This is a genomic window from Aliifodinibius sp. S!AR15-10, assembly GCF_031569985.1.
In the GTDB taxonomy this organism is placed as follows: Bacteria; Bacteroidota; Rhodothermia; order Balneolales; family Balneolaceae; genus JAMQKA01.
In genome coordinates, this window is sequence record NZ_JAMQKA010000024.1 from 30620 (window position 1) to 57328 (window position 26709).

General features: G+C 47.2%; 22 protein-coding genes. 9 read left to right on the top strand and 13 right to left on the bottom strand.

The genetic code is table 11. The features are described from left to right. From NC796_RS15415 to NC796_RS15440, 6 genes are all read left to right on the top strand, one after another. Positions 1 to 3351 (top strand): VCBS repeat-containing protein, encoded by a 3351-nt coding sequence (locus NC796_RS15415; RefSeq protein WP_310685650.1) that lies wholly within the window; start codon positions 1 to 3, stop codon positions 3349 to 3351. 125 nt (positions 3352 to 3476) lie between these two features. Further along, positions 3477 to 4415, top strand: coding sequence for a hypothetical protein (locus tag NC796_RS15420; RefSeq protein ID WP_310685651.1), 939 nt, complete (start codon positions 3477 to 3479; stop codon positions 4413 to 4415). Positions 4416 to 4559: 144 nt separating this feature from the next. Then, positions 4560 to 5474 (top strand): sugar phosphate isomerase/epimerase family protein, encoded by a 915-nt coding sequence (locus tag NC796_RS15425; protein ID WP_310685652.1) that lies wholly within the window; start codon positions 4560 to 4562, stop codon positions 5472 to 5474. 79 nt (positions 5475 to 5553) lie between these two features. After that, positions 5554 to 7266: a GMC family oxidoreductase gene (locus NC796_RS15430; RefSeq protein WP_310685654.1), complete on the top strand. Its 1713-nt coding sequence runs from the start codon at positions 5554 to 5556 to the stop codon at positions 7264 to 7266. A gap of 84 nt (positions 7267 to 7350) precedes the next feature. Then, a complete protein-coding gene (locus NC796_RS15435) occupies positions 7351 to 7959 on the top strand; it encodes a gluconate 2-dehydrogenase subunit 3 family protein (protein ID WP_310685655.1) in 609 nt (202 codons plus the stop codon). 63 nt (positions 7960 to 8022) lie between these two features. Continuing rightward, complete coding sequence (locus NC796_RS15440) at positions 8023 to 8745, top strand: DUF1080 domain-containing protein (RefSeq protein WP_310685657.1); 723 nt, start codon at positions 8023 to 8025, stop codon at positions 8743 to 8745. Positions 8746 to 9575: 830 nt separating this feature from the next. On the opposite strand, the gene NC796_RS15445 is transcribed toward NC796_RS15440, so the two are convergent. Continuing rightward, entirely contained in the window at positions 9576 to 10145 is a 570-nt protein-coding gene (locus tag NC796_RS15445; protein WP_310685659.1) for a gluconate 2-dehydrogenase subunit 3 family protein, read from the bottom strand. A gap of 101 nt (positions 10146 to 10246) precedes the next feature. Then, the gene (locus NC796_RS15450; RefSeq protein WP_310685660.1) at positions 10247 to 11953 is read right to left on the bottom strand and encodes a GMC family oxidoreductase; all 1707 of its coding nucleotides are present in this window, start codon (positions 11951 to 11953) and stop codon (positions 10247 to 10249) included. 200 nt (positions 11954 to 12153) lie between these two features. Here NC796_RS15450 and NC796_RS15455 point away from each other — a divergent pair, with 200 nt between their 5' ends. Beyond that, positions 12154 to 13317, top strand: coding sequence for a Gfo/Idh/MocA family oxidoreductase (locus NC796_RS15455; RefSeq protein WP_310685662.1), 1164 nt, complete (start codon positions 12154 to 12156; stop codon positions 13315 to 13317). A 161-nt stretch (positions 13318 to 13478) separates the two neighbouring features. Here the strand turns inward: NC796_RS15455 and NC796_RS15460 are convergent, their stop codons facing one another. From NC796_RS15460 to thrS, 11 genes are all read right to left on the bottom strand, one after another. Continuing rightward, on the bottom strand, positions 13479 to 14171 hold the full coding sequence (locus NC796_RS15460; RefSeq protein WP_310685664.1) for a tetratricopeptide repeat protein: 693 nt from the start codon (positions 14169 to 14171) through the stop codon (positions 13479 to 13481). A gap of 123 nt (positions 14172 to 14294) precedes the next feature. After that, positions 14295 to 14990 (bottom strand): ABC transporter ATP-binding protein, encoded by a 696-nt coding sequence (locus NC796_RS15465; protein WP_310685666.1) that lies wholly within the window; start codon positions 14988 to 14990, stop codon positions 14295 to 14297. 12 nt (positions 14991 to 15002) lie between these two features. Further along, entirely contained in the window at positions 15003 to 15821 is an 819-nt protein-coding gene (locus tag NC796_RS15470; RefSeq protein ID WP_310685667.1) for a TIGR00282 family metallophosphoesterase, read from the bottom strand. 214 nt (positions 15822 to 16035) lie between these two features. Then, the gene (locus tag NC796_RS15475; protein WP_310685669.1) at positions 16036 to 16335 is read right to left on the bottom strand and encodes a cell division protein ZapA; all 300 of its coding nucleotides are present in this window, start codon (positions 16333 to 16335) and stop codon (positions 16036 to 16038) included. After that, positions 16332 to 16592, bottom strand: coding sequence for a hypothetical protein (locus NC796_RS15480; RefSeq protein WP_310685671.1), 261 nt, complete (start codon positions 16590 to 16592; stop codon positions 16332 to 16334). The genes NC796_RS15475 and NC796_RS15480 overlap by 4 nt, the downstream gene beginning before the upstream one ends. An 8-nt stretch (positions 16593 to 16600) precedes the next feature. Next, positions 16601 to 19009: a phenylalanine--tRNA ligase subunit beta gene (pheT, locus tag NC796_RS15485; RefSeq protein ID WP_310685672.1), complete on the bottom strand. Its 2409-nt coding sequence runs from the start codon at positions 19007 to 19009 to the stop codon at positions 16601 to 16603. 115 nt (positions 19010 to 19124) lie between these two features. Then, positions 19125 to 20132, bottom strand: a complete 1008-nt coding sequence (pheS, locus tag NC796_RS15490) for a phenylalanine--tRNA ligase subunit alpha (protein WP_310685674.1) — start codon at positions 20130 to 20132, stop codon at positions 19125 to 19127. Between the two features lie 193 nt (positions 20133 to 20325). Next, on the bottom strand, positions 20326 to 20673 hold the full coding sequence (gene rplT / locus NC796_RS15495) for a 50S ribosomal protein L20 (protein WP_310685676.1): 348 nt from the start codon (positions 20671 to 20673) through the stop codon (positions 20326 to 20328). Positions 20674 to 20704: 31 nt separating this feature from the next. Continuing rightward, positions 20705 to 20902: a 50S ribosomal protein L35 gene (gene rpmI / locus NC796_RS15500; protein ID WP_310685678.1), complete on the bottom strand. Its 198-nt coding sequence runs from the start codon at positions 20900 to 20902 to the stop codon at positions 20705 to 20707. A 139-nt stretch (positions 20903 to 21041) separates the two neighbouring features. Next, positions 21042 to 21599 carry a translation initiation factor IF-3 gene (gene infC, locus NC796_RS15505; RefSeq protein ID WP_310685702.1) on the bottom strand — a complete coding sequence of 186 codons (558 nt, stop codon included), beginning with the start codon at positions 21597 to 21599 and terminating at the stop codon, positions 21042 to 21044. Positions 21600 to 21604: 5 nt separating this feature from the next. Beyond that, the gene (thrS, locus tag NC796_RS15510; RefSeq protein ID WP_310685679.1) at positions 21605 to 23560 is read right to left on the bottom strand and encodes a threonine--tRNA ligase; all 1956 of its coding nucleotides are present in this window, start codon (positions 23558 to 23560) and stop codon (positions 21605 to 21607) included. A 321-nt stretch (positions 23561 to 23881) separates the two neighbouring features. Between thrS and NC796_RS15515 the strand changes: the two genes are divergently transcribed. Further along, entirely contained in the window at positions 23882 to 24889 is a 1008-nt protein-coding gene (locus tag NC796_RS15515) for a formylglycine-generating enzyme family protein (protein ID WP_310685681.1), read from the top strand. Positions 24890 to 25150: 261 nt separating this feature from the next. Next, complete coding sequence (locus NC796_RS15520) at positions 25151 to 26500, top strand: Gfo/Idh/MocA family oxidoreductase (RefSeq protein WP_310685682.1); 1350 nt, start codon at positions 25151 to 25153, stop codon at positions 26498 to 26500. The last annotated feature ends 209 nt before the right edge of the window (positions 26501 to 26709 follow it).

Consider the following 26709-nt stretch of genomic DNA (forward strand, 5'->3'; position numbering starts at 1 on the left):
ATGATTCACCGAGTAGTATTACTTGCCGTTTCTCTTTCCCTGGTAGCTCTTGCGGGGTGTGGAAGGGAAGAGAATGCGGGTACAAACAGCAATGCCCTATTCAAACTCCTTCCTTCAAGCCAGACGAATGTTACCTTTTCAAATGATCTCACATTCGATCCGGAATTTAACATTTATCGCTATCGAAACTACTATAATGGTGGTGGAGTTGCCGTGGGAGATATCAACAATGACGGACTGCAGGATCTGTATTTTACCTCAAACATGGAGGAGAACAAACTGTACCTGAACAAGGGAAATATGAGTTTCGAGGATATTACTGATAAAGCGGGAGTAGCCGGCACGCGGGCATGGTCGACTGGCGTCAGTATGGTCGACATCAACGGGGACGGGCTGCTGGATATTTATGTTTGTAATTCCGGCATCATAGAAGGGGACGACAAGCGAAATGAGCTTTTTATCAACAACGGGGATTCAACATTCACCGAACGAGCGGCTGAATACGGTATAGATGATCCTGCGCTCTCCATTCACGGCTCTTTTTTTGATTATGACCAGGATGGAGATCTGGATCTGTATCTGGTGAACAACTCTTTTCGTGCCATTGGCAGTTTTGACCTCGAGGAAAATAACAGGGGCACTTCGGACAGCCAGGGTGGGGACAAACTCTACCGAAATGAGGGCGGTCGATTTGTGGAAGTGACGGAAGAAGCGGGCATTTACAACAGTGAAATCGGTTTTGGACTGGGCGTTTCTGTGGCAGATATCAACCGTGACGGCTGGTCGGATATGTACATATCAAATGACTTTTTTGAGCGCGATTATCTCTACATAAATAATCGTGATGGCACCTTCCGGGAAGTGCTGGAGGAGCAGATAAACAGCATCAGTGCGGCCTCTATGGGGGCTGATGTGGCGGATCTGAGTGGGGATGGGTATCCCGAAATTTTTGTCACGGATATGCTCCCGGAACGGGAAGAGCGCCTTAAAAAAGTGACCACCTTTGATGACTGGGCCAACTACCGAAATTACGTGGAGAACGATTATTTTCACCAATTTACACGGAATACCCTGCAGCTCAATAACACCGACGGCACATTTAGCGAAGTAGGTCGCTGGGCGGGGGTCGAGGCCACCGACTGGAGCTGGGGAGCCAATATTGCTGATTTGGACATGGATGGTCGCCGGGACATCTTTGTGGCCAACGGTATCTACCAGGATATCACAAATCTTGATTACCTGGAGAAAATCTCAAAAGAGGATATGGTTCGCCGAATCGTCAGTGATCAAAATGTCGATTTTAAACGCCTGATTGAAATGGTTCCATCGACTCCGATTGCAAACTACGCCTTCCAAAATCGGGGCAATATGCAATTTGCCGACTCAACCGGGGCATGGGGATTGGACCAGCCTGGATTCTCCAATGGTTCGGCATACGGGGACCTGGATAACGACGGTGATCTTGACCTGGTAATCAATAACCTGAACAGTGAGGCCTCGATCTACGAAAACAGGGTAACGCAAATCAGGCCTGAAAATCATTGGCTGATGGTTGATATAAAGGGAACAGCGCAAAACAGCAATGCACTTGGTGCCCAGCTCACTGCATGGGCTGATGGAAAGCACTGGTTTGCCGAACAGATGCCGATCAGGGGATTCCAGTCAACCATGGATTCAAGGATCCATTTTGGGTTGGGAAAAGCAATATCTAAGCTGGATTCATTGATGATCCGCTGGCCGCAAGGGCAAAAAACATTACACTATAACTTGCCCGTTGATACTCTACTTGCATTTGATGTTGAAAAAATTGGTGAGTCCTATAAATTTGTGACACCTCAAAATGATAAGGCTCCCCCAAAGCCATACATCCAAAAGATACAGGCAAACCAGATCCTTGATTGGAAACACCGTGAAAATGGGTTTGTAGATTTTAAAAGAGACAAGCTTCTGTTTCACATGCGATCTACTGAGGGTCCACCGGTGTGCAGTGCCGATGTGAACAGGGATGGCTTGAAGGATTTATATCTGGGCGGAGCAAAAGACCAGCCGGGAACAGTATTTTTACAGCAGGAGAACGGGCAATTTTCTTCCACTTCCAATGAAGCAATAGCCAGTGACCGTCAGAGCGAGGACACTGCCTGCACGTGGTTCGATGCGGAAGGAGACGGCGACCCAGACCTCTATGTGGCCAGTGGAGGTAATGAATTCCCGGCAAGCAGCTCAGCACTGGGAGATCGGCTCTACATCAATGATGGAAATGGGAGCTTTATAAAATCGCAACAGCCGTTGCCCGGATGGCAGTATGAATCGAGCAGCACCGTTAGTGCTGCGGATTACGATGGGGATGGTGACATCGATCTTTTTGTGGGAGTTCGGCTGCGCCCCTTTGCAGTGGGAACGAAGGTTCGGGGATACCTGCTTGCCAATGATGGAAATGGACAGTTTGAGGATGTCACTAAACAGGCAGCGCCGGCCCTGATGGAGACCGGGATGATAACCGATGCCCAGTGGGGGGATGTGGACAATGATAAGGATCTTGATCTGCTATTAGCGGGGGAATGGATGCCGTTGACTTTATTTAAAAATGAGAACGGGAGCCTTCAAAAAGTAAACACTACGGCTGGACTTGACTCAACAGACGGGTGGTGGAAATCCGTATTATTTTACGACTTGGATCGGGATGGGGACCTCGATTTTGTGGCAGGCAACCATGGATTGAACTCCCGTTTTGAAGCCTCAAAAGAGAAACCGGCCCAACTGTGGACCGGAGATTTTGATCAGAGTGGCACAGTAGAGCAGGTCCTCACCATCCAAAAAGATGGGGAAGCCTACCCTATGGCCCTGCGCCATAATTTGATAGACCAAATTCCTTCACTCGAATCAAAATATCCGGACTATGAATCTTTTGCCGGTGAAAATGTACACGATATTTTTTCAAAGGAGATGCTAGATAATTCCGACCATTCGGTTGCCTACCAGTTGGCCAGTGTGGTTGGATGGAACATGGGATCCGGCAGCTTCCAGATTGAGGAGCTCCCCATGGAAGCCCAGCTATCCCCAATGTATGGGATCTATGCCGGCGATTTGAATGGTGATGAAAAGACAGAAATTTTAATGGGTGGAAATTTGCATAATGTTAAACCAGAGATAGGTATTTATGATGCGAGTTACGGTGTTACAATTACGGTAAACAAAGGAGAGTTGACTCCTGTTGAACCGGGATTATCCGGGTTTAAGACGGAAGGCGAAATACGTAAAATCATAGAATTAAACGGGTTGGGAAAGCCGGTGTTATTCATTGCCAGGAATGACGATACACCAATATTATTCGAGATGAGGAATCAAAGATAGTTTTTAATAAACTTGTTAATGCTATGACACAAAATAAGTTATCAGGAATATCTATAGTTTTAGGAATACTTTTTATTTTTGCCCTTCAATTCAATTCATCTGTTGCCCAACACACTGGCAAGGTAATGACGGTAAAAGGTCCAGTTACCCCTTCAGCACTTGGAACCACACTGCCACACGAGCATATCATGGTGGATTTTATCGGGGCGGATAGCGTTAGTAAAGACCGCTATGATCTCGATTCTGTAGCTACAATGGTAAAGCCCTTTCTGCAGGATTTTTGGAAATCTGGGGGACAAACACTAATTGAATGTACACCCAATTACCTGGGGCGAGATCCGGCATTACTCAAAAGACTGTCTGAGGAAACCGGCCTCAATTTGTTAACAAATACCGGATACTACGGTGATGAAAAAGGGCAGTTTCTACCGAATCACGTTTATGAAGAATCGGCAGGTCAACTGGCGGCAAGATGGATCACGGAATGGAAGGAAGGGATTGGAGATACCGGTGTGAAACCGGGATTTATCAAGATGCGGGTGGATGAGAGTCCAATTTCTGAAACCGGGCAAAAGCTTTTGCATGCAGCGGCCCAAACGCACAAGGCCAGCGGGCTCACCATAGGTGTGCATACCCCCGACGGCGCCACAGCTTTGGAACAGCTTGAAATTTTGCAGGACCACGGCATAGATCCCTCAGCTTTTATCTGGATTCATGCCCAAAATGAAGACGATAGCAAAATTCACCAAGAGGCAGCTCGAGAGGGGGCATGGGTCGAGTTTGACGGCATCGGGCCCGGCTCAGCGGACTATCATTTCAAGCTCATAAACAGCATGAGGCAGGATGGTTTGCTGGATCGGGTTCTCATTTCTCACGATGCTGGCTGGTACAGGGTGGGGCAACCGGGTGGAAGCCCGGGCGATTTTGATCCCTATACCTATATTTTTGAGCAGTTTATCCCCCGACTTAAACGCGCCGGTTTTACAGAGGAAGAAATTGATATGCTGGTAAGGGAAAACCCTCAAAAGGCGTTTACCATTTCGGTTCGTACGATCGAATCCTAAACGATCTGTTATTTAATCTTAGAGTCAGTGGTGGTAAAATGTTTTACCATTTTAAATAAATTTGCATAAACAACTGGATTTTTTGCAAACAAGTCGACACATTAATACCGATAAAATAAACATTAATGAACGAGGGGAAATTTAATGAATCAGGATAGAAGGACTTTTTTAACAACAGTCGGGAAAGCGATGCTGGGAACAGCCGCATTAACAAGTTTGCCGGCGGGTAGCCTTTTTTCCAGCTCCAATAATGATCTGTTTTTTGACATTTCACTTGCTCAGTGGTCATTGCACAAGGCACTGTTTGGGGGAGAATTGGATAATCTTGATTTTGCTGCTACTGCCAAAAATGAATTTGGAATTAGTGCCGTAGAATATGTAAACCAGTTTTTTAAGGATAAGGCCGAGGATACCTCTTACCTCAAACAGATGAAACAGCGTGCCGATGATAATGGAGTACGAAGCGTACTAATTATGTGTGACGGGGAAGGAGCTCTTGGCGATCCTGATTCAGGCGAAAGACAACAAGCAGTAGAAAATCACTATAAATGGGTTACTGCGGCCAAGTACCTGGGATGTCACTCCATACGTGTAAATGCACAGAGTCGTGGCAGCTGGGATGAGCAGATGAGCAGGGCGGCAGATGGCCTTCGAAGCCTGACGGAGTTTGCGGCTCAGCATGACATCAACGTGATTGTGGAAAATCACGGCGGTCTCTCCAGTAATGCTGAATGGCTGGTCGGTGTGATGAAACAAGTAGATCACCCTCGTTGTGGAACCCTACCTGATTTTGGCAACTTTAACATCTCTGAAAATGAGTCCTATGATCGTTACAAGGGAACACGGCTGTTAATGCCGTATGCCAAAGGGGTTAGTGCCAAAAGCTACAATTTTGACTCCAGTGGCAACGAAACCACGATAGATTTTGAGAAAATGCTTTCCATTGTTGAAGAGGCTGGATATACCGGCTACGTAGGTGTTGAATATGAGGGAAGCGAACTTAGTGAATATGAAGGTATAAAAGCTACCAAGGCGTTGCTCGAAAAAGTTGGTGCTTAGCCTTCGATATCTTCTCAGAACTAGGGGAATATCAAATAATTTTTGCACTGATTCTAAAAAAATGGGGATAGTAAGATAAATGCAGATTAAAGAAAGTTCGAAGCAGTACGATGTGTGTATCATAGGATCGGGAGCAGGCGGTGGTATGGCAGCCCACGAGCTTACCAAAGCCGGGGCCGATGTGGTGATGCTGGAGGCCGGCGGGTGGTTCGACTCGGAGGAGTTTGCCATGTTCACCTGGCCATACGAGTCGCCGCGACGCGGAGCCAGCACCCGGCGACAACCGTTCGGGGAGTTCGACGCCTGCTTTGGTGGTTGGGATATTGAGGGCGAACCCTACAGCTCGACTGAGGGGACCGACTTCGACTGGTTCCGCGGTCGCATGCTGGGGGGACGCACCAACCACTGGGGACGCATTTCGCTTCGATTTGGCCCCGATGATTTCCGGGTGCGCAGCATCGACGGGATGGGCGATGACTGGCCGATCTCCTACGAAGAACTCAAACCCTACTACGACCGAATTGACCGGCTGATAGGCGTTTTTGGGACAAATGAGGGCATCTATAACGAACCCGGTGGCATTTTCCAGCCACCGCCGGAACCGCGCTGCTATGAACACCTGATCAAGGATGCCTGCGATGATATGGGCATTCCCTGCATTCCTTCCCGGCTTTCTATTTTGACCGAACCTAAAAATGGCCGGGCGGCCTGCCACTATTGCGGGCAGTGCAACCGCAGCTGTTCCACCCACTCCAACTTTTCAAGTCCTTCTGTTTTATTGCCACCGGCCCTTGAGACGGGCAATTTGGAGATTATCACGCATGCTATGGCCCGGGAGATCACCCACCAGGATGGGAAGGCGACTGGCGTTTCCTACGTAAACAAAGAGGATGGTAAAGAATACAAAGTACGGGCCCGGATCGTGGTCCTGGCCGCCAGTGCCTGCGAGTCAGCCCGGCTTTTGCTGAATTCCAAATCCAGTGAATTTCCTGACGGGCTGGCCAACTCCAGCGGCAAAGTAGGTAAATATCTGATGGATACGACCGGCACTTCCGTGGCCGGGGTTATCCCGCAGCTAATGGACTCACCACCCCATAACGAAGATGGGACCGGTGGGATGCACCTGTATATCCCGTGGTGGGGCGACAACAGCAAACTCGATTTTGCCCGGGGCTACCACGTGGAGCTGTGGGGTGGCCGCGGCATGCCCAGTTATGGATTTATGGGTGGCATACAAAACTACAGTGATCTCTACCAGGATCGACCCAACGGGGGCGGCGGATATGGCAAGCAACTGAAAGAGGATTACCGTCGCTACTACGGTTCAATTGTTGGGTTATCCGGCCGTGGAGAGAGCATTGGCTACGAGGACAATTACTGTGAAATTGACCCCAATTCTGTTGATGAGTGGGGCATCCCGACGCTGCGGTTTAACTACACGTGGAGCGACCAGGAATACCGGCAGGTGCGCCACATGCAACAAACGTTCCGCCAGATCATCGGTGAGATGGGTGGGCAGCCACTGTGGGATATGCCGGGGAAAGAGGACGGGTATGGGATCTCCACGCCCGGAGAAATTATTCACGAGGTGGGCACCACGCGGATGGGCGATGACCCCTCGACCTCGGTGCTCAACAAATACTGCCAGGCCCACGATGTGGACAACCTGTTTGTAGCCGACGGCGGGCCGTTTGTCTCACAACCCCACAAAAATACTACCTGGACCCTGCTGGCCCTGTCGATGCGTACCTCCAACTACATCGCTGACCAGATGAATAAAGGAAACCTTTAATTAAGCTAGTCGAGCCCTGGGCTATAATAGATTAAACTAATGCCAATACTCAGGCCTCACTACTCAAGACTCAATACGAATATTATGGATCGACGTGAAGCGTTAAAGACACTATCGCTGGGGACCCTGGCCAGCACGTTTGTGATGACCGGCTGCCAGACGCCTCCTTCCAAGACCAGCTCCGAGGAGAGATTTTGGGCTCATGTGACCGAAGAGGATATCGAAAAGTGGGAGACCCAGTTTTTCACTGATCACGAATTTGAGACTGTCCGCCAGCTGGCCAATCTGATCATTCCCGCAGACGAGCGTTCCGGAAATGCCGAGGATGCCGGCGTGCCGGAATTTATCGACTTTATGATGCTGGATCGCCCCCAGTACCAAACGCCGATTCGGGGCGGGCTCCGGTGGCTGGACGTGCAGTGCCAGAAGCAGTTCGACAAAGTGTTTATTGACTGCAGCGAGCAGGAAAAGGTGACGATGCTCGACCAAATAGCCTACCCCGATGTTGCTGCTCCCGAAATGGAGCATGGCGTTGCTTTTTTCAACCAGTTCCGGGACCTGGTGGCCTCGGGATTCTGGTCGAGCAAGATCGGCATTGAGGATATCGGGTACATCGGCAACCAGCCGAACGACTGGCAGGGGTGTCCAGACGAGGTGCTGGAGCATGTGGGACTCGATCCAAACAATATTTGATATTTGCTCATAGACATCTGATTAGCATTAAATAACCCAGAAATTATATATAACGTTATTCTTATGGATTTTAAACGTATCATTTTAGTAACGCTCTGTTTGGCATTGGCAACCTCATTAAGTGTTGCCCAGCACAATACTCTGACCAGCAAGGAAAAACAGGAGGGATGGAAGCTCCTGTTTGACGGGGAGACCACCGATGGGTGGCGCGGATATAACAAAGAAAGCTTCCCTGAGCAGGGATGGGTAGTAGAAGACGGGATGCTCTCAGTCGTGGAAGGCGGCGGGGGTGGAGATATTATCACCAACGAAGTATTTGAAGACTACATCCTGAAACTAGAGTGGCGAGTTGCGAAAGGAGCCAACGGCGGTATTTTTTATGCGGCCCTCGAGCAGCCCGGGGAAGCCATCTACTGGTCGGCGCCGGAAATTCAGATTTTGGACAACGCCAACCACCCAGATGCCACCCGTGGAAAAAATGGGAATCGCAAAGCCACGTCACTGTATGATTTGATACCCGCTGATCCACAAAATGCAAATCCCTTTGGAGAGTGGAATGAGATCCGTATAGTAGTAGAAAATGACGGTGCGCATGTTGAGCACTGGATGAACGGGGAGAAAGTCGTCGAATATGAGCGTTGGACCGATGAGTGGTACCAGATGTTGGAGGAAAGCAAGTTCGCCCCGCACCCGGAATTTGGAGCGGCCCACCGTGGATATATCGGCCTGCAGGACCACGGCAATAAGGTGGATTTCCGAAATATTAAAATAAAAGAATTAGAGTAGGGGAGCCTCAGGGATATTTTCCTTTAAACTTATTGAAGTCCCTTTCAGAAAACACCGAGAGGGACTTTTTATGGAGATACTCTCAATAATTCTGCTTTCTTCCAATTGGAGAGACTAAGTCCAATATTTAGGGCATCCTCAGACGAATTCTAAGTCAATATTTACTAGTATCTTACAAGCTTAAATGGGGTAATTCAAATGCACCATTATCTGCGAATTCCTCAAGAACCTTGCATGTGATACGGTTCTGGCAGGCACCTTGCATCATGCCATAAGATAACGACTCATAACCGGGGAATGGGGTGTTCATTTTTTCGTTGAGGAAAAAACTCACCAAAAAATCCCAGATATTCCCCTCTTTCGCCTTTACAAAGAAGGTGCTTTTCCACAGTAGTTACCACTCAGGGCATATATAGCAGGGATTTTCTGGACTTGGGGCCACTGCCACTGAAATAGGGTTGTATCTCCTCCGGCCTACGGATTTGTGAGCCGCCGGAGGCAAAAGTAGCGAAGGCGTGAAGAAATCCCCGCCGGTGATTTTTGGCTTTTTACTGGCGGATTTATTCATACAAAAAGGAACAACTCTGCTGGGGAAAAAGGCTACCGTGACTTTTTAAAGATGCCCTATTTAAAGATGTGCATGATGACTAAAAAAAGGAAACTGGCTGCTCCCGGTTTGTTGATTTGTATCCCATCGTAGTTTGTCGATAACCAAAGCAATTCCCTACGTTACTTCGCTATCGACTCCATTCCCTAAGCGTCAAATTAATGGGTATTCAACAGAACCGGCAAGCAGCCAGTGAAATTATTGATGAAAAGTATGCCTCAGGTCAGGATGACCAAGCGCGTCCAACCTCGCTATATGGATAGCAGCCATCATACCGTCCGGCAACATGATTCCATTCGAGCTCTTGGGTAGCACCGATTTCAGAAGTGTAGTATCCGACGAGCGTATATTCTTTCATCATATCGAAGAAAGACTTGAGGCCGGAAGTAGACATTGGATTATCTTTGGCTTCCTGCTGTTTTTGCTCGAGTACGGCGACCTGTTGCTCTTCCGACAGGTCAAGAAAAGCAGCCCCATGAAGCTCTTGGCTTGTTGGATCTATGGTATTAAGCCCCTCCAGGAAATGCTTCTTCTCCTCCTCTGAATTCCAGTCGGTGAGCATTTTGTCAATAAACTGGTTTACGTTAGCCGCTTTTGCCCCAGGGGTATCGGTGGCGGGAATGATCAATTCAGAAATTTGGGTCACCAGTTCATCTTGGTGAGCCGAAAGTGTTTGCGGTGTATACCCCCCAGGCCCGGAGCTACAACCACTCATGACGGCTGTTATAGTTGACATTGAGAGTGCTCCTCCACTAAGCAGTGCAATTCGTTTTAAAGCTTCACGTCGTTTCATGGTACTAGTCTTATGTAAGTGAGTATAGAGCCTTGAGTAACTGGCCATAAGCATGCAGCAAAATATAGCTCATGGCTCAGGAATCATGGCCCAGAACTAAATTAAAGATTTCCTTTATTCAACTGGTCTACAGCAAAATCAACTGCACGGGCGGTGAGAGCCATATAGGTCAGCGATGGATTTTGGCAAGCTGCTGACGTCATGCAAGCGCCGTCAGTGACGAACACATTGGGGACCTCATGAAGCTGATTGTTGCCGTTGAGTACCGAAGTCTCAGGATCGTTGCCCATACGCGCAGTGCCCATCTCATGGATACCTTCTCCAAAGAGGTACTCACCTTCGTATGCGTTTACGTCTTTGGCACCGGCAGCTTCCAGCATCTCGGCCGCCGTTTCAGCCATATCTTTGCGCATAGCTCGTTCATTCTCACCGATTGAGGCACTGATATGAAGCAGTGGAATACCCCATTCGTCCGTTTTCTCTTCATCAAGTTCCACATAGTTATCGTAGTTGGGCAGGATTTCACCGAATGCGGTCATGCCCACATTCCATGGTCCCGGATCGCGCAGTTGTTTTTTGAAATCAGCACCAAAACCTTCCATTCCCAGTCCACGGCTCCAGCTTGGACGACCTGCTCGTCCCTGGAATCCATAACCTCGCAGAAAATCAGGCTGTTCTGTTTCAGGACTAATATTTCGGAAGCGGGGGATATAAAATCCGTTTGGACGATTTCCAAAGGTGTAGGTGTCCATGTGCCCTTCATAGGTTCCATTAGCTCCAACACGGAAGTGGTGGTCCATCAGGTAATGACCCAGCACCCCGCCTGAATTCCCCATTCCATTGGGGAAAACATCAGATTTGGAGTTTAATAAAATTTGTGTTGAACCAAGCGTAGAGGCGTTCAGAAAGATTACATCCGCATAAAATTCAATGCTTTCTTTCGATTCACGATCGATAACCCGGACGCCGGTAGCTTTACCCGACTCTTTATCATAGATGACACTATGCACGATGCTGTCGGGTCGAAGCGTCATGTTGCCGGTTTCCCTGGCAGCCGGCAGTGTGCTGCTTTGAGAAGAAAAATAGGCTCCGACAGAACAGCCGCGCGAGCAGGGGCCGCAGTAATGGCATGCACCGCGTCCGTTATGTGCCTGGGTTAGTACTGCTGCTCGTCCTATCGTGAGCGTTCGCTCAGGAAAATTACTTTCAATTGCTTTTTTGACATCTTGCTCCACACAGTTCAGATCCATGGGAGGCAGAAACTGTCCATCCGGTAATTGCGGCAGGCCCTCTTCCTGACCACTAATGCCGGCAAATTTCTCAACATAATCATACCACGGAGCGATCTCTTCGTACCTAATCGGCCACTCAACCGCGATGTCCTCTTCGGCATTGGCTTGAAAGTCCATCGGGCTCCAACGGTACGATTGGCGTCCCCATGTCAGCGACCGACCACCTACATGGTAACCACGCACCCAAAGGAAGGGGTTATCTTCATCTTCCACTTCATAAGGGTGTTTTTTATCGTTGACAAAGAAATGCTGGTTGTATTCTCCAACTACATCCGACCGGAGCTGCCTCGGCTTTTCCTCTTCCAGGAACTGGCGGTCTCCACGACCCCGAAATTCCATCTCCCATGGCGCTTTATGTTCCGTAATGTAATCCTTTCCATGCTCCACGTTACGGCCACGTTCCAGAACTAAGGTCTTTAGTCCTTTTTCGGTGAGCTCTTTGGCGGCCCATCCCCCCGAAATCCCGGAACCGACCACAATCGCATCATATTTATTGACTTCTTGTGAGATATGCATAAGCTGATATTTCCTTGTATAACACTAATACTTCTGTTCGATGAAAGGCAACATAGATTAGCTATTTATATTTTGCAAATTTATTGCACAGATTATAAAAATTACCCAAAACCCTCATAAAATTCGATTTTCAAGGCTTGCATTTCACTATTGTTTTTGGGTATTTGCGCCTCTCAACAAAAGTAAAAAAAGAGGATAAAATGACACTAGACAGAAAACTGAGATATGGTATGGTCGGAGGCGGTCCGGGCGCTTTTATCGGAGAAGTGCATCGGATGGCAGCCGCATTGGATGGAAAAATTGAACTGGTAGCGGGCGCTTTTTCTTCATCTGCTGAAAAATCGAAACAGAAGGGGGAAGAGTTAAACCTGGACCCTTCCAGGGTATATGGTTCATACCAGGAGATGGCTGAAAAAGAGAGCCAGTTACCCGAAGATGAACGCATCGATTTTGTTTCTATCGTGACGCCAAACTTTTTGCACCATCCCGTAGCGAAAACCTTTATCGAGGCGGGTTTTCACGTGGTCTGTGATAAGCCGATGACCAAAACGGTTGAAGAAGCTGAAGAACTTTGTCGATTGGTGGATGAGCATGATGTGATTTTTGCATTGACCCACAATTATACCGGTTATCCCATGGTTAAGGAAGCACGAGAGATGATCGAGAATGGGAAACTGGGAGAGATACGAAAAGTGGTTGTAGAATATCCACAGGGATGGCTGGCCGAACAGGTCGACAACAAACAGGCCAATTGGCGTACGGATCCTAAAAAGGCGGGTGTTTCTTCTGCTGTAGGTGATATTGGATCACATGCAGAAAATCTTGTTGAGTATATTACAGGCCTGCAAATTGAATCGCTTATTGCAGACATCAGTTCATTTGTAGAGGGCCGTGAGCTCGAAGATGATGCCAACGTATTGGTTCACTACAAAGGCGGAGCGCGTGGAATCTTATACTGTTCTCAGGTCTCAGTCGGCGAAGAAAATAACCTTAGTATAAGAGCCTACGGAACCAAAGCTGCGATTGAGTGGAAGCAGGAAAATCCCAACTATCTGCACGTACTCTACCAAGATGGACCGGAGCAGGTCTATAAGCGCGGTAATGAGTATTTAACAGAAGCTGCTAAGCATAATTCCCGAATTCCTTCCGGACACCCTGAAGGATTTATTGAGGCCTTTGCAAATATATATGTCAATTTTGCCAATACTCTTTCAGCCAAGTTAAGCGGCGAAGATCCCGGTGAACTGGATCTCGATTTCCCAACGGTGCAAGACGGGGCACGTGGCGTAGATTTTATTCATAAAGTGATTGAAAGTGGCAAGAAAAGTAAGTGGGTGGATGTCGATTATACACCACCTTCCTAACCTTATCCCACATATAGCTTGATTCTAAAATCCGCCTGCGAAAGTGGGCGGATTTTTTTGGGTAATTTTTAAGAGATTCTCCACTAATTGGAATTTTGGGTAATAAAAAAAGCTCCTGATAAGAGTTCAGGAGCTTTAAATTAATTTGAAAGGCTGACAAATTATTTTGCTGCCGCGGCCAGAATTCCAATAAGTCGCTCAGCTTCCGGCACTTGGTTACTGTTGGGATATTCATCCAGAATTAACTGGGCATATTCCCGAGCCTGTGCAGTATTGCCTGCATCATAGAAAGCGTTGGCCGCTTCCAAATAATTATACGGGGTTGTGGAGTCGTTTTCATCCCATTCGGCTGCTTCTAGGTAGGTTTGAGCGGCTTGTTCATGCTGACCCAAGTCAGTATAAAGAACTCCTTTAAAAGAGAGTGGGCCAACTCCCAGGATTCCTACCGGAACTTCATAGCTTTCCATATAGCTGAGGGCCGCTTCCGTGTTGCCCAAATTATATTCACAAACAGCAGCATAATAGCGCGCCAAATTTCCGGCATTAGTACCGCCGTAATTATTGATAATCTGCTCAAATCCCACGGTAAAATCTTCGTCAGATCCAGTAAGTGCACTTTGAAAATTTGACTGCAGGAAAAAAGTCTCAGCCGGGCCCATAAGCTGTTGTGCTTGTTGTTCCTGGGATTGGGAGTAGTAATAATACCCAATGCCCCCGGCAATGATCAGAATCAATGCAATAGCTCCACCAATAATTGCATTTTTGTTCTGCTCATATACGCCCTGAACCCGTTCAACTGATTGAATCAGCGGGTCCTGTTCCAGTTCTTCTTTGGTCATTCGTCGTTTAGCCATTGTAACCTTCGTATATCAATTTTGAGCTGAAATTTTGAGTGGTCAAAATTAGTATTGTTTTGGCACTTCCCAAAATAGAATATTTGTTCTTTTGACCGCTTCTATTTTTGTTCGGTTGTCTCGTTAATTTAACGGATTAAGCTTTCCTTTATTAAGTTCGTACGTCTGATCGCATCGCCCGGCGATATCTTTTTCATGGGTGATCAGCAAAATACTGACGCCATCTTTTTCCCGGAGCTCAAAAAGATATTCAAGTACAATTTCAGTATTGGCATCGTCCAGGTTGCCGGTAGGCTCATCAGCCAGGATGAGGGAGGGGTTGTTCATGAGCGCCCGGGCCATAGATACACGTTGCTGCTCGCCGCCCGATAGTTCGGTGGGACGGTGTTCAGCTCGTCCCGGAATGCCGAAACGATTCAGAAGCTCCATAGCGCGCTCTTCTGAGGGCTTAATTTCCTTCCCTGCTATCAGAGCTGGCATGAGCACATTTTCAAGCGCCGAAAACTCGGGCAAAAGGTGATGAAACTGGAATACGAAGCCGAGTTGCCGGTTGCGAAAATCAGCCAGCTCTTCTGACTTCAAATCATATATCGATTTTGAGTTCCACAAAATTTCACCCGAATCGGGGCGGTCCAATCCCCCCAGCACATGCAGAAGGGTACTTTTTCCGCTTCCACTCGGGCCTACAACTGAGACGATAGCCCCGGAGTCAATTCTGATCGTACAGTCGTTAAGTACTGTTAAGGCTCCATTGCCGGTCTTGGCGGGATAGGTCTTCACAATATTCGAGCCGGTAAGTATTGAGGGGCTGTTTTCCATGGGAATTACTGATCACTCTTCAAGTGTGCTGTTGTTGAAGCTGGGATATACTATCGACTCAATATGCTTGCATTTGTTTGTTTCCAGGTCCACAACACAATTAACGGCGCATACATGATTATTCCCATTGGCAATTTGATAGCGTTGGTGGGTACCAAGCATAAATCGTTTCATTGAGACGTTTTTGTCCATTCCGAGCACTGAGTCAAACGAGCCGGTCATCCCGGCATCACTGATATACCCCATCCCTTTTGGAAGGATTCGGGCATCGTTGGTAGGAACATGGGTATGAGTGCCCACAAAAACGGCAGCTTTGCCATCCAGGTGCCATGCCAGGGCCATTTTTTCGGCGGTTGCCTCAGCGTGGAAGTCGATGAAAACGGTATCGGTTTCTTCCTTAATTCGATCTAAGGCCCAATCAGCAGTTGAGAAGGGATCATCGATAGCCTGCATAAAGGTTCTTCCCTGGAGATTAAGCACTCCGATCTTATGGTCAAAATCAGGGATCTCATAGATACCGTATCCATAACCGGGATTTCCTTTGGGATAGTTGAGCGGCCGAAGGATCTCGTGGTTGTTCTTCATGTAGGAGAAGACTTTCCACTTGGCAAAAGAATGGTTTCCACCTGTAATGACATGGACGCCCAAATCGTGCAGGTTGCTTATAATTGAGCGATTAATCCCGTGCCCTTCGTGCGAGTTTTCACCGTTGGCAATAACAAAATCGGCTTCATACTTCTCAATAAGTCCGGGAAGTACCGTTTGCAGGAGGCTGAGGCCCGGTTCACCGACGATATCACCAATAAAAAGAATGTTCAATTTTTTACTCATAATCCAAATAATCTCCGGTTTGTTGATCTTTAGAACCGGTAGTCATCAAATTCATTTAGCAGAGTTCGATAAATAAGAAGCACAAAGGTAAGGAATATTAAATGGTATTCAGAATGGGAATTTTAAAGACGGGGAAGTGGGTATTGAGATACTAAAAGCTGTAGTTGGGCAGCTGAAAGGGAATGATTCTTATACATTGCTCAGTAAAACAGGCTTATTGGCTTACGCTTATTTCTTCAATGAACTCTTCAAGGGACTCATTAACATCCTGCATTAGTTTATCCTCTTTTTTGTTGAGTTCACGGTTACGCCGGCGTTCTTCGAAAATTTCTTCCGCAAGGCTGAGTGCCGCCAAGACCATTACAGTAGTCTCCTGTTGCTTTTTGAGCTCTTTTTTATACTGCATAAACCGGTCGTCGACATATTGTGCAATTCGACGCATTGTCTCTTCTTCCGACTCTTCAACCTTGATGGGATACTGTTTCCCGAGGATCGTTATTTTTATTGATTTCATTGCCCGTTTTCCTCCAGGTGATCGTCAATTTTTGAGATAAGTCCCAATACCTGGTGCCGCAACGCAAGCCGCTCGCTCTCCGCCATTGCCGAGAAAATATCGGTTTGGCCGTCCTGGATCTCCTCAATTTTCTCGCGGAGACGGTTGTTTTCTTTTTCCAGCTCTTTGATCTGATCCTTGAGCTGGTCAACCTCACCACGGATCTGGTTGAGAAGCTTATTGAACTGTTGATGATATGGACTATCGTTTGTCAGCACCTAATGAATTACGCTCGTAATGTTGCAGAATACTGTTCCTTCAGCACATTTAATACTTCTTCAATAATAGGCTCTACATCATTGATAGTCAACGTCTTATTCTTATCAAGGAAAGACAAACGGAAAGCGACGCTTTTCTTCGCTTCGCCTATCGATTCTCCTTCAAATACATCGAATATATCGATACTTCTGAGCTTTTCTCCGGCGGTATCCTCAATTGTTTGCATCAAATCGCCGGCGGCAATATTTGCATTTACTACCACCGCTAGATCGAACTCGAATGGGGGATATTTTGAAACAGGATCGTACCCTTCCTGGGATAATTGTTCTAGTAACTGCTCAATTTTAGTGACCGAGAATTCGGCTGCAAACGTAGGTTGTTCAATCTCAAGATGTTCCAGCATCTCTTGCTTAACCTCGTAAAGCGATCCAATCTCTACTTCATTCACAGCATAAATCAAGCGTTCTTTATCAACCCTTTGGTTTACATGCCGGAGTATCCCGAGCTGTTTTAACAATGCGTTTACATTTGATTTTAAATCAAACAGATCATAGGGCTGAGGCTCGGCATTCCAGTACTCAATGTTTTTGAGGCCTGCCAGCCCTATCAGCAAGCTGGTTTCTTCCTGTATCCCTTCGAAATAAGTGCCTTCCTCAGCTTTTTGGAATGTATTTCCAACTTCAAAGAATCGCACTTCGCTGTTTTTCCGGTTGAAGTTGTATGCAACTGCTTTCAGGAACCCGTAGAGCAGGGAAGGGCGGAGGGTAGTCATCTCTTTGGAAATTGGATTCAGGGTGTTAATCATCTGATCCAGCTCTCCGAGATAAGTGGCATCCTCTTCCGGCATAAGGGAGTTGGTGTAAATCTCTTTGAATCGCAGGCTTTTTACCGCATCCCGAATGCGAACCATCAGTTTTTCATGGTCACTGATCGGCTCGGGTGAGATAAACTTGGCGTGTTTCGGTGCTTCAATGTTATTGTAGTCATACAAACGGCCCACTTCCTCAATCAGGTCCACTTCACGTTCCAGGTCGGGTCGAAATGTGGGAATTTTATACGTGAGCGTTTCCTCATCTTCGGAAACCAGTTCGAGTTCGAGCCCTTGAAGGATATCCTTTACTTCCCCGAGATCCAGCTCGGTGCCCAACAAGCGATTTACATAGCCGAGACGCAGATCCAGTTCCATAGACTCCGTTCTCACCGGATGCACGTCAGTACAGCCCTCAACAATAGTACCGCCGGCTACTTTTGCAATAAGTTCAGCGCACCGTTCGGCGGCAATGCGCTGCAGCTGTGGATCGATACCCCGCTCAAAACGATATGAGGCATCCGTTTGCAGGTTCTGCTCTTTGGCTGTTTTTCGGATGGTCCCGGGATCGAAATAGGCACTTTCCACCAGGATCTCGGTCGTTTCTTCATCCACCTCGGAATCCACGCCACCCATCACACCGGCGATCGCCACAGGTCCTTCACCATCACAGATGAAAAGTGTGCCGGCAGGGCATGTTCGTTTTATATGATCCAATGTTTCAAACTCAATCTCTTTCTCAAAATCCTTGACGACGATCTTCTTACCGCGGATCGTCTGGTAATCAAAGGCGTGAAGCGGCTGACCGAGCTCCAGCAGTACGTAGTTGGTGATATCGACCACATTGTTTACCGGTCGCACGCCAACGGCCTTGAGCCGATTCTTAATCCATGCGGGAGATTCAGCGATGGTTACGCCCTTCACCATCTTGCCCACATAGCGATGGCATTTTTCCTCATTTTCTATTTGAATGTCGATCTCTTTTTCAATCGGTTTCGGATCATCAAAATCCTCTTCAAACGGCTTCTTAAGCTCCAGGTCTAATGCTGCAGCCAAGTCACGGGCCACACCCAGGTGACAGGTGGCGTCGGGGCGATTGGGAGAGATCTCAATATCGATCACGGTATCTTCATACAGATCGAGCACACTGCTGATCGGGCTTCCCACTTCCACGCCGTTTTGGAGCACCATGATACCCGAGTGATCGTCACTGATGCCCAGTTCACTTTCGGAGCATATCATCCCTCTTGACTCTTCTCCGCGGAGTTTGGCTTCCCGGATCACGAAAGGTTCACCGTTTTCCAATTTGAGCGGCAGGGTAGTGCCCACAGTTGCGACCGGCACATTTTGGTCTTTAGCTACATTATCGGCGCCACATACAATCTGGACCCGCTCCTTACCCAAGTCCACTTTACAAAGTCGCAGTCGGTCGGCATTGGGGTGTTCGCTAACTTCCAGCACTTTCCCTACGACAACGCCGTCGAGACTGCTGCCTATTTTTTCAATGGAATCGACTTCCAGCCCGATGAGCGTCAGCTTTTCTGCCGTTTCCTCGGGACTCAGGTCGAAATCAATAAATTCTTTTAGCCAGTTATATGAAATCTTCATTGCTTAACATTGAATCTTTAATGGAACACTGCTAAAGCTGATTGTGAGGATTTACACAGATAAATTAAATCAGCAAACCTATCTGTGTAACCGTGTCAACCGTGTTCCAATTTCATTAATCAAATTGTTCTAAGAAGCGGGTGTCATTTTCATAGAATGTGCGTATATCATTGATACCGTGCCGTAGCATGGCTATACGGTCCACACCCATCCCCCAGGCAAATCCAGTGTACTTTTCTGGATCAATGTCCACCGATTTAAACACATTTGGATCCACCATACCGGAGCCAAGAATCTCCAGCCATTTCCCGTCCCCGTTTGCTTCCCACCAGATATCCATCTCGAGGCTGGGTTCCGTAAACGGGAAAAAACCGGGACGCAGGCGATACGTAACATCACTGCCGAACATCAGCTTGGCAAAGCTGATCAGCGTTTCCTTAAGCTCTGCTACGCTGACATCCGTATCTACGTATAGCGCTTCCACCTGGTGAAACAGGAAATACGATTTGGGACTCACAGCCTCATTTCGATACACCTTGCCAGGTGCTATGATCCGGATGGGCGGTTCCCGCCTCTGCATCTCCCGGATTTGAATAGGGGAGGTGTGGGTACGGAGTACCAGGTCCTGCTCTTCCGGGTCGTCATGCTTGCGGATAAAAAACGTATCCTGTTCGTCACGAGCCGGGTGATTCGGCGGAAAATTCAGTGCTGTGAAGTTGTGAAAATCGTCCTCAATTTCGGGTCCGTCGGCAATAGAAAAACCCAGCCGGTAAAAAATTTCCTTCATCTCGTTCAGCGTCTGGGTCAGTGGGTGGTAGGAGCCCACCGTCATAGGGGCTGTTGGCAGCGTGAGGTCGTCGAGCGCACTTACCTGACGAGCCTCTTTCTTTTCCAGCTTTTCCTTGGCATCGTCAAACTTATTTTGTGCCAGATTCTTTACCTCGTTCATCGCTTTTCCAACTGTCGCCTTCTCCTCATTGGGTACTTCACCCATTTTGGAGAACATCGTCTGAACTTTGCCCTTTCGGGAGAGGAATTCCAGTCGGAAAGCCTCCAGCTCTTCCTCATCGGTGATAGGAAACGCTTCAACTTCGTTTTTTATCGTTTCAATATAATCAAGCATCACAAATATTATCTGTCGGTATAAACAGTACAAATAGTCAGCACGGAAATATAATAATTAGTTTGTTGTACTTCGTATTGCGTACTGCTGGTAGATGGAGTTGAGTATTTTGGTTTTATCCTAAATAAAAAAACCGACAAACCTTACCCTTTTGAATAAGATCTGCCGGTTATAAAATCAAACTGTGAACCGTTTATGCCGTTGCTTCTTCAACAATAGCGGTGAACGTTTCCGGATCACGCACGGCCAGATCGGCCAATACTTTGCGATTGATTTCAATATCTTTCTTTTTGAGGGCTCCCATCAATTTGGAATAGGTCGTATCGTTCTGACGGGCAGCTGCATTAATGCGTGTGATCCAGAGTCGTCGGAATTCACGTTTGCGAACTTTGCGGTCGCGATACTGGTACAGCATCCCTTTTTCAACCGCGTTTTTCGCAAATTTATACACATTTTTACGCTTGCCCCAGTAACCTTTCGCCTGTTTCAGAATCTTACGGCGACGGCGACGGGAAGCCACCTTGTTTCTTGCTCGTGGCATTTTTGTCTTATGTGTTTAAAGTTAGTATTGGTTATTTGTAAGGAAGCATTTTCTTGACATTCTTTTCCTGGGTCTTGTCAACCAGGGTATCTTTGCCAAGTTTACGCTTACGTTTGCTTCGCTTCTTTGTGAGGATATGTCGTTTCCCCGCTTTCTTACGCTTCACTCTACCGGAACCGGTAACCTTAAAACGTTTTTTAGCTCCACTATTGGATTTCATTTTAGGCATAATAATCACCCGTTTAAACTTAAATTCAAAAGAGTTCGAAGATAAGCAATATCAATAACTGATTAAAGGATTATTTACATCTTCCTTATGTTGGTGATATCAGCATAACTGAACTCGACTTTAAATCAGTATTGGTAGGTTACCCTTTTGATGTAGGGGAGAGCATCATGATCATCCGTCGCCCTTCCATTGTTGGCTTGGATTCAATTTCCCCAACATCACTGAGTTCTTCGGCAAGATCCATCAGCAACTCTTCACCCCGCTCAGTGTAAAGCATATCGCGACCCCTGAACTGGACAGTCGCTTTGACCTTGTCACCATCTTCCAGAAAACCGCGCGCATGCCGAGTTTTAAACTCCAGATCGTGATCATCAGTATTGGGACGGAAGCGAAGCTCTTTAACCTGAACAGTGTGCTGCTTTTTCTTGGCTTCTTTCTCTTTCTTCTTCTTCTTATACATAAACTTGCCGAAGTCAATAATTTTACAGACAGGTGGTTTGGCTTTGGGGGCCACCTCGACAAGGTCCAGATCATATGATCGTGCAATTTCAAGGGCACGATCTATATCTACGATCTCATGTTCTTCATCAGGCCGGATTACCCGTACTTTCCTTGACCGGATTTCATCATTTACATTTGGTCTGTCCGGATCTTTTCGCGGACGTGGTCGTCTACTTCTTCCGATAATTACCTCTATTTATTTTAATTAGAATTTGAGTGATCGGGAACTCGTTTACTATCGATCTCATCAATTAGGTTAGAAATAAAATCAGAAAAATCAAAAGTTCCAATATCGCCTTCTTTATGCCGGCGAACAGAAACGGTTCCATCTTCTGCTTCATTTCCACCTACTATTAACATATAAGGAATCTTACTCGTTTCAGCATCCCTTATTTTTCCGCCAATTTGCTCGCTTCTGTCATCCACTTCTACGCGCACATCATGTTCCTTCAGCTTCGCAGCGCATTGGTAAGCATATTCGTTAAAATCATCAGCAATAGGAATCATTTTAACCTGCACGGGCGCCAACCAAACCGGGAAATCACCGGCAAAATGTTCAATCAGGATGCTGCAGAAACGCTCCATGGATCCGAACGGTGCACGATGAATAATAACAGGACGGTGCTTCTCATTGTCAGAACCTATATAGGTCAGGTCGAACCGTTCAGGCATCACGTAATCGACCTGCACGGTGCCGAGTTGCCATTTTCGCCCTATAGCATCGCGGATGATGAAATCGATTTTTGGCCCATAAAAGCTGGCTTCGCCGCGGGCAATTTTGTAGTCCAGGCCTTCTTCATCGGCCACCTCCTTGATTTCCCGTTCGGCCCGCTCCCAGTATTCATCCTCTCCACCATATTTTTCCTCGTTGTCATCACGGAACGAGAGGCGGATATCCACCGGCATGTCAAATATGCTAAAAACAAATTGCGTGAGATCGAGACAGTTCTTGATCTCACGCTTCAGCTGCTCGTGCGTGCAATATATATGGGCATCGTCCTGGGTGAAACCCCGAACCCTCGATAGCCCGTTCAGTTCGCCCGACTGTTCGTAGCGATAAACGCTTCCAAACTCAGCCAGCCGCAGGGGAAGATCGCGGTAGCTGTGCAACTCGTTGGAGTAAATGCGATGGTGATGCGGGCAGTTCATCGGCTTGAGCATGTACTCTTCATCGTCCACCTGTATCGGGTTATACTGCGATTCCCGATAGTAGGGATAGTGCCCAGAGGTTTTATACAGCTCCAGGTTCCCGATGTGCGGGGTAATTACTTCTTTGTAGCCCCGCTTTTTTTGTTCTTCCCGCAGAAATGACTCCAGCGTCCGACGGATGATCGTTCCATTTGGCAACCAAACAGGTAGACCCTGCCCAACCATCTGGTCCATCATAAACAACTTAAGCTCTTTGCCCAGCTTTTTGTGATCGCGGCGCTTGGCCTCCTCCATCTTGTGGATATACTCTTCCAGCAACTTCTGCTTTGGAAAGGAGATCCCGTAAATCCGGGTCAGCTGCTCACTGTCTACATCGCCACGCCAGTAAGCCCCGGCAACATTCGTCAATTTGACCGCTTTCACCAGCCCGGTATTGGGGATGTGCGGACCGCGACATAAATCGGTGAAATCACCCTGGGTATAGAACGTTATATTCCCGTCCTCCAGGTCCTTAATCAGGTCGACTTTATATTCATTGCCCTTCTCTTTGTAAAAGGAGAGAGCCTCTTCCTTGGTAACGGGCTTCCGCTCAAAGCCGGATTTCTGGCGGGCTTTTTCAATGATTTTCTTCTCAATCTTGTCAAGGTCGTCCTGGCCAACCGATTTGTCTCCAAAGTCAATATCATAATAAAACCCATTCTCAATAGGCGGTCCGATACCGAACTTGGCATCGGGATAGAGTTCCTGAATGGCTTCAGCCAGAAGGTGAGCGGAAGAGTGCCAGAATGTGTACTTGCCGTCCTCACTATTCCATGTATTTATCGTGATGGTCCCATCGCGCTCTATGGGGCGATCGAGGTCCAGGATTTCGTCATCAAGAGTGACACTGAGTGCTTCTCGTGCTAATCCTTTTGAGATAGATTCTGCTACTTCGTAGCCGGTAACCCCTTTGGGATACTGCTTTTCAGACCCGTCAGGGAAGGTTATCGTAATTTTGTCGTTCGGCATGGATTGAATTTAAACAAAAGTTTCCGGTCGATATTAAGGCAGCTAAAAATATAAAAAATAGCGCAGAGCTAAAGTAATTTATAGAACCTTTTTGATATCACTGTATCTTTTTCTTTTAATCAGGTAAAATCTAACGGGATTCGAATGAACATGACTGAGTACCTGCTAAAAAAAACAGAGAAATTAAATCGAACTATTTGAAAAAAGACATTACAATAAGGTTCTTTAATTCTCTTTATTAAGGGTAGGTTTAGCCGAATGATAAGCCGTTAAGCTGGAATTTAGTATATAACGTTGAGAACTTTATAATCTGTATCATTCATGCACCATTTTATCGTGAAAAGTTGGTATCTGTTTGCCGGTTTAATTATTGCAGTAGCTGGTTATTATACTGATGGAGCACCGTCTACCACTCAAACTGATGATTTCGAACGATACACGGAGCCAATACCGGGATCTGACCAGACTATTGAAATGGCACCGGTTACAGGGGGGACCTTTACTATGGGGAGTACGGAAAATGAGGATGAAGGTCCACCGAAGAAAGTAACTGTGGACTCATTTTGGATGGGTGTTCACGAGATAACATGGGATCAATACGACCTGTTTGTTAAAGAGGAGATTGAAAAACTCAAGGAACAGTTATCATCAGCAAACGGTGTAGATCTGCAGGCGGATGCCGTATCCCTGCCCACACCACCATATGTTGATATGAGTTTCGGAATGGGACGCGAAGGGTATCCGGCCATAAATATGACGCATTATGCCGCTGTCATGTATACGAAATGGCTGACGGCCAAAACCGATCACTTTTACCGGTTGCCCACGGAAGCTGAGTGGGAATATGCTTGTCGAGCGGGCAGCAACACCGCCTATTCTTTTGGGGATGAGGCCGGCAACCTGGAAGAGTATGCCTGGTTCGAAGGCAATAGCGAAGACAAATACCACCAGGTGGGTCAGAAAAAGCCGAATGCGCTAGGCCTTCATGATATGCACGGCAACGTAGCCGAATGGACTATGGATCAGTACTTTGAGGATTACTTCAGTAAAATTGAAGATGGTGCTGAAAACCCATTATTCCTTCCGGATGAGCTCTATCCCCGATCTTTGCGCGGGGGATCATGGTCGCAGGAGGCCTCGGAGCTTCGCTGTGCAAACAGGCATGGGTCAATTACCCGGTGGAAGCGGCGTGATCCACAACTGCCCAAAAGCCGCTGGTGGCTTACGGATGCTCCATTCCTGGGATTTCGTGTAGTGCGCCCGGCCGAACAGCCTCCGAAAGAGCAAATGGAGCAGTATTGGATTGAGGCTATCGAAGACTATAACTAACACATATTTGTAAATAGTTCTACTTGTTGATCTGCCTCCAGTTACATCTGGAAGAACTTGAAGGTTTACTGGATTTAGCTATTAATTCGTCGATCTTTTATAAGATTTAAATGTATTGTTTCCAGTAATTTTGTAGTGTGAGCTGAATATAATTTTGATGGTTGTTAACCATAACATAAATTACTTCAGTAAAAAGTAATTGCAGCCCTTTGACAGGGATTTTAGTAAAGGGGTTCTAATCTTTAATTACAGTGGGATATTATGAGTAAAAAGGAAGATGGTATGAATGGGAAGCATAAAATTTCCAGGCGGGATTTTGTTAAGACCTCCTCCTCCTTAGCAGCTGGAGGACTCTTGCTGGGCTCACTTCCGGTTGGGGCAGGGGCCTACGCCGGCGGGACAGCCACCCTGAAAATAGCCCTCGTAGGTTGTGGAGGCCGGGGTACAGGAGCAGCCCGGCAAGCACTGAGCACTGGTGACGGCGTTCAGCTCGTCGCCATGGCTGATGCATTTCGCGATCGGTTGGATGAGAGTTTCGAAACACTGAACAAGGTGTTTGACGATGAGCCTGAAAAGCTAAATGTACCTGAAGAACACAAGTTCGTTGGGTTTGATGCATATAAAAATGCAATTGAACTCGCCGATGTTGTTATTCTTGCGACTCCACCCGGATTCCGACCGGACCATTTTGAGGCAGCTATCCAGGCTGACAAGCATGTGTTTATGGAAAAACCGCTGGCTACAGATGCTCCAGGCGTCAGAAAAATCATGGAAGCCGGCAAGATGGCCGACCAAAAAGGCTTAAATGTAGTCGTGGGTCTGCAGCGACACTACCAGAATAGCTATCGCGAAGTAATAAATCGAATTAATGATGGCGCCGTCGGCGATATCGTATCGGGCCAGGTCTACTGGAACAGCGACGGTGTGTGGGTACGCGAGCGCCAGCCCCATCAAAATGAGATGGAATTCCAGATGCGGAACTGGTACTACTTTACCTGGCTCTGCGGCGATCATATTATGGAGCAGCATATCCACAACATTGATGTGGCCAACTGGTTCATAGGGGAATACCCGGAATCTGCCCAGGGGATGGGAGGGCGCGAAGTGCGTACGGGTTCCAATCACGGGCAGATTTTTGACCACCACTTTGTCGAGTTTACCTATCCGAGCGGAGCAGTCATTGCCAGCCAGTGCCGACATCAACCCAACACGATGAGTCGGGTTGCCGAGTTTTTCCAGGGAACCAAGGGAACCATTGACACCAGTGGCGACCGCGGTATCTTGAAAAGCTGGGACGGGGAAACCCTGTATGACCACAACGCTGACACTGATCCGAATCCATACCAGCAAGAACACGACGAACTTTTTGCTGCCATCCGTAATGGTGATCATATCAATGATACCGAATACGGAGCCAAAAGTACGTTAACCGCGTTGATGGGACGCATGGCGACCTATTCCGGTGAAGTTATCAACTGGGAAGATGCGCTCAATTCCCCAAAGAGCCTGATGCCAGAAAAGTATGGATGGGAAGAAACGCCCCCCGTAGTGCCCAATGAAGATGGCAAATATCCTGTACCAGTACCGGGTAAAACGGAGGTTATTGCATAGAATTCCAGGAAAATACCAATTAAAAATGCAGATGACATCTTAAGTGGATGTCATCTGTTTACTTTAAGAAGTGGTATTAGTATACTTTATCTAGTGTGATTAAAACACTTAAGGGTTTCAGCTTACAAGTTTATGCAAAGGGTTTTAACAAAAAAGTTGCATTGGGAACAAAAAATTCTATCTTAAAACTAAGCCACGTGCCTCTCTAC

Coding starts and splice junctions, on each gene's coding strand:
- NC796_RS15415 (WP_310685650.1), top strand. CDS start 1: ATGATTCACCGAGTAGTATTACTTGCCGTTTCTCTTTCCCTGGTAGCT.
- NC796_RS15420 (WP_310685651.1), top strand. CDS start 3,477: ATGACGGTAAAAGGTCCAGTTACCCCTTCAGCACTTGGAACCACACTG.
- NC796_RS15425 (WP_310685652.1), top strand. CDS start 4,560: ATGAATCAGGATAGAAGGACTTTTTTAACAACAGTCGGGAAAGCGATG.
- NC796_RS15430 (WP_310685654.1), top strand. CDS start 5,554: ATGCAGATTAAAGAAAGTTCGAAGCAGTACGATGTGTGTATCATAGGA.
- NC796_RS15435 (WP_310685655.1), top strand. CDS start 7,351: ATGGATCGACGTGAAGCGTTAAAGACACTATCGCTGGGGACCCTGGCC.
- NC796_RS15440 (WP_310685657.1), top strand. CDS start 8,023: ATGGATTTTAAACGTATCATTTTAGTAACGCTCTGTTTGGCATTGGCA.
- NC796_RS15445 (WP_310685659.1), bottom strand. CDS start 10,145: ATGAAACGACGTGAAGCTTTAAAACGAATTGCACTGCTTAGTGGAGGA.
- NC796_RS15450 (WP_310685660.1), bottom strand. CDS start 11,953: ATGCATATCTCACAAGAAGTCAATAAATATGATGCGATTGTGGTCGGT.
- NC796_RS15455 (WP_310685662.1), top strand. CDS start 12,154: ATGACACTAGACAGAAAACTGAGATATGGTATGGTCGGAGGCGGTCCG.
- NC796_RS15460 (WP_310685664.1), bottom strand. CDS start 14,171: ATGGCTAAACGACGAATGACCAAAGAAGAACTGGAACAGGACCCGCTG.
- NC796_RS15465 (WP_310685666.1), bottom strand. CDS start 14,990: ATGGAAAACAGCCCCTCAATACTTACCGGCTCGAATATTGTGAAGACC.
- NC796_RS15470 (WP_310685667.1), bottom strand. CDS start 15,821: ATGAGTAAAAAATTGAACATTCTTTTTATTGGTGATATCGTCGGTGAA.
- NC796_RS15475 (WP_310685669.1), bottom strand. CDS start 16,335: ATGAAATCAATAAAAATAACGATCCTCGGGAAACAGTATCCCATCAAG.
- pheT (WP_310685672.1), bottom strand. CDS start 19,009: ATGAAGATTTCATATAACTGGCTAAAAGAATTTATTGATTTCGACCTG.
- pheS (WP_310685674.1), bottom strand. CDS start 20,132: ATGCTTGATTATATTGAAACGATAAAAAACGAAGTTGAAGCGTTTCCT.
- rplT (WP_310685676.1), bottom strand. CDS start 20,673: ATGCCACGAGCAAGAAACAAGGTGGCTTCCCGTCGCCGTCGCCGTAAG.
- rpmI (WP_310685678.1), bottom strand. CDS start 20,902: ATGCCTAAAATGAAATCCAATAGTGGAGCTAAAAAACGTTTTAAGGTT.
- thrS (WP_310685679.1), bottom strand. CDS start 23,560: ATGCCGAACGACAAAATTACGATAACCTTCCCTGACGGGTCTGAAAAG.
- NC796_RS15515 (WP_310685681.1), top strand. CDS start 23,882: ATGCACCATTTTATCGTGAAAAGTTGGTATCTGTTTGCCGGTTTAATT.
- NC796_RS15520 (WP_310685682.1), top strand. CDS start 25,151: ATGAGTAAAAAGGAAGATGGTATGAATGGGAAGCATAAAATTTCCAGG.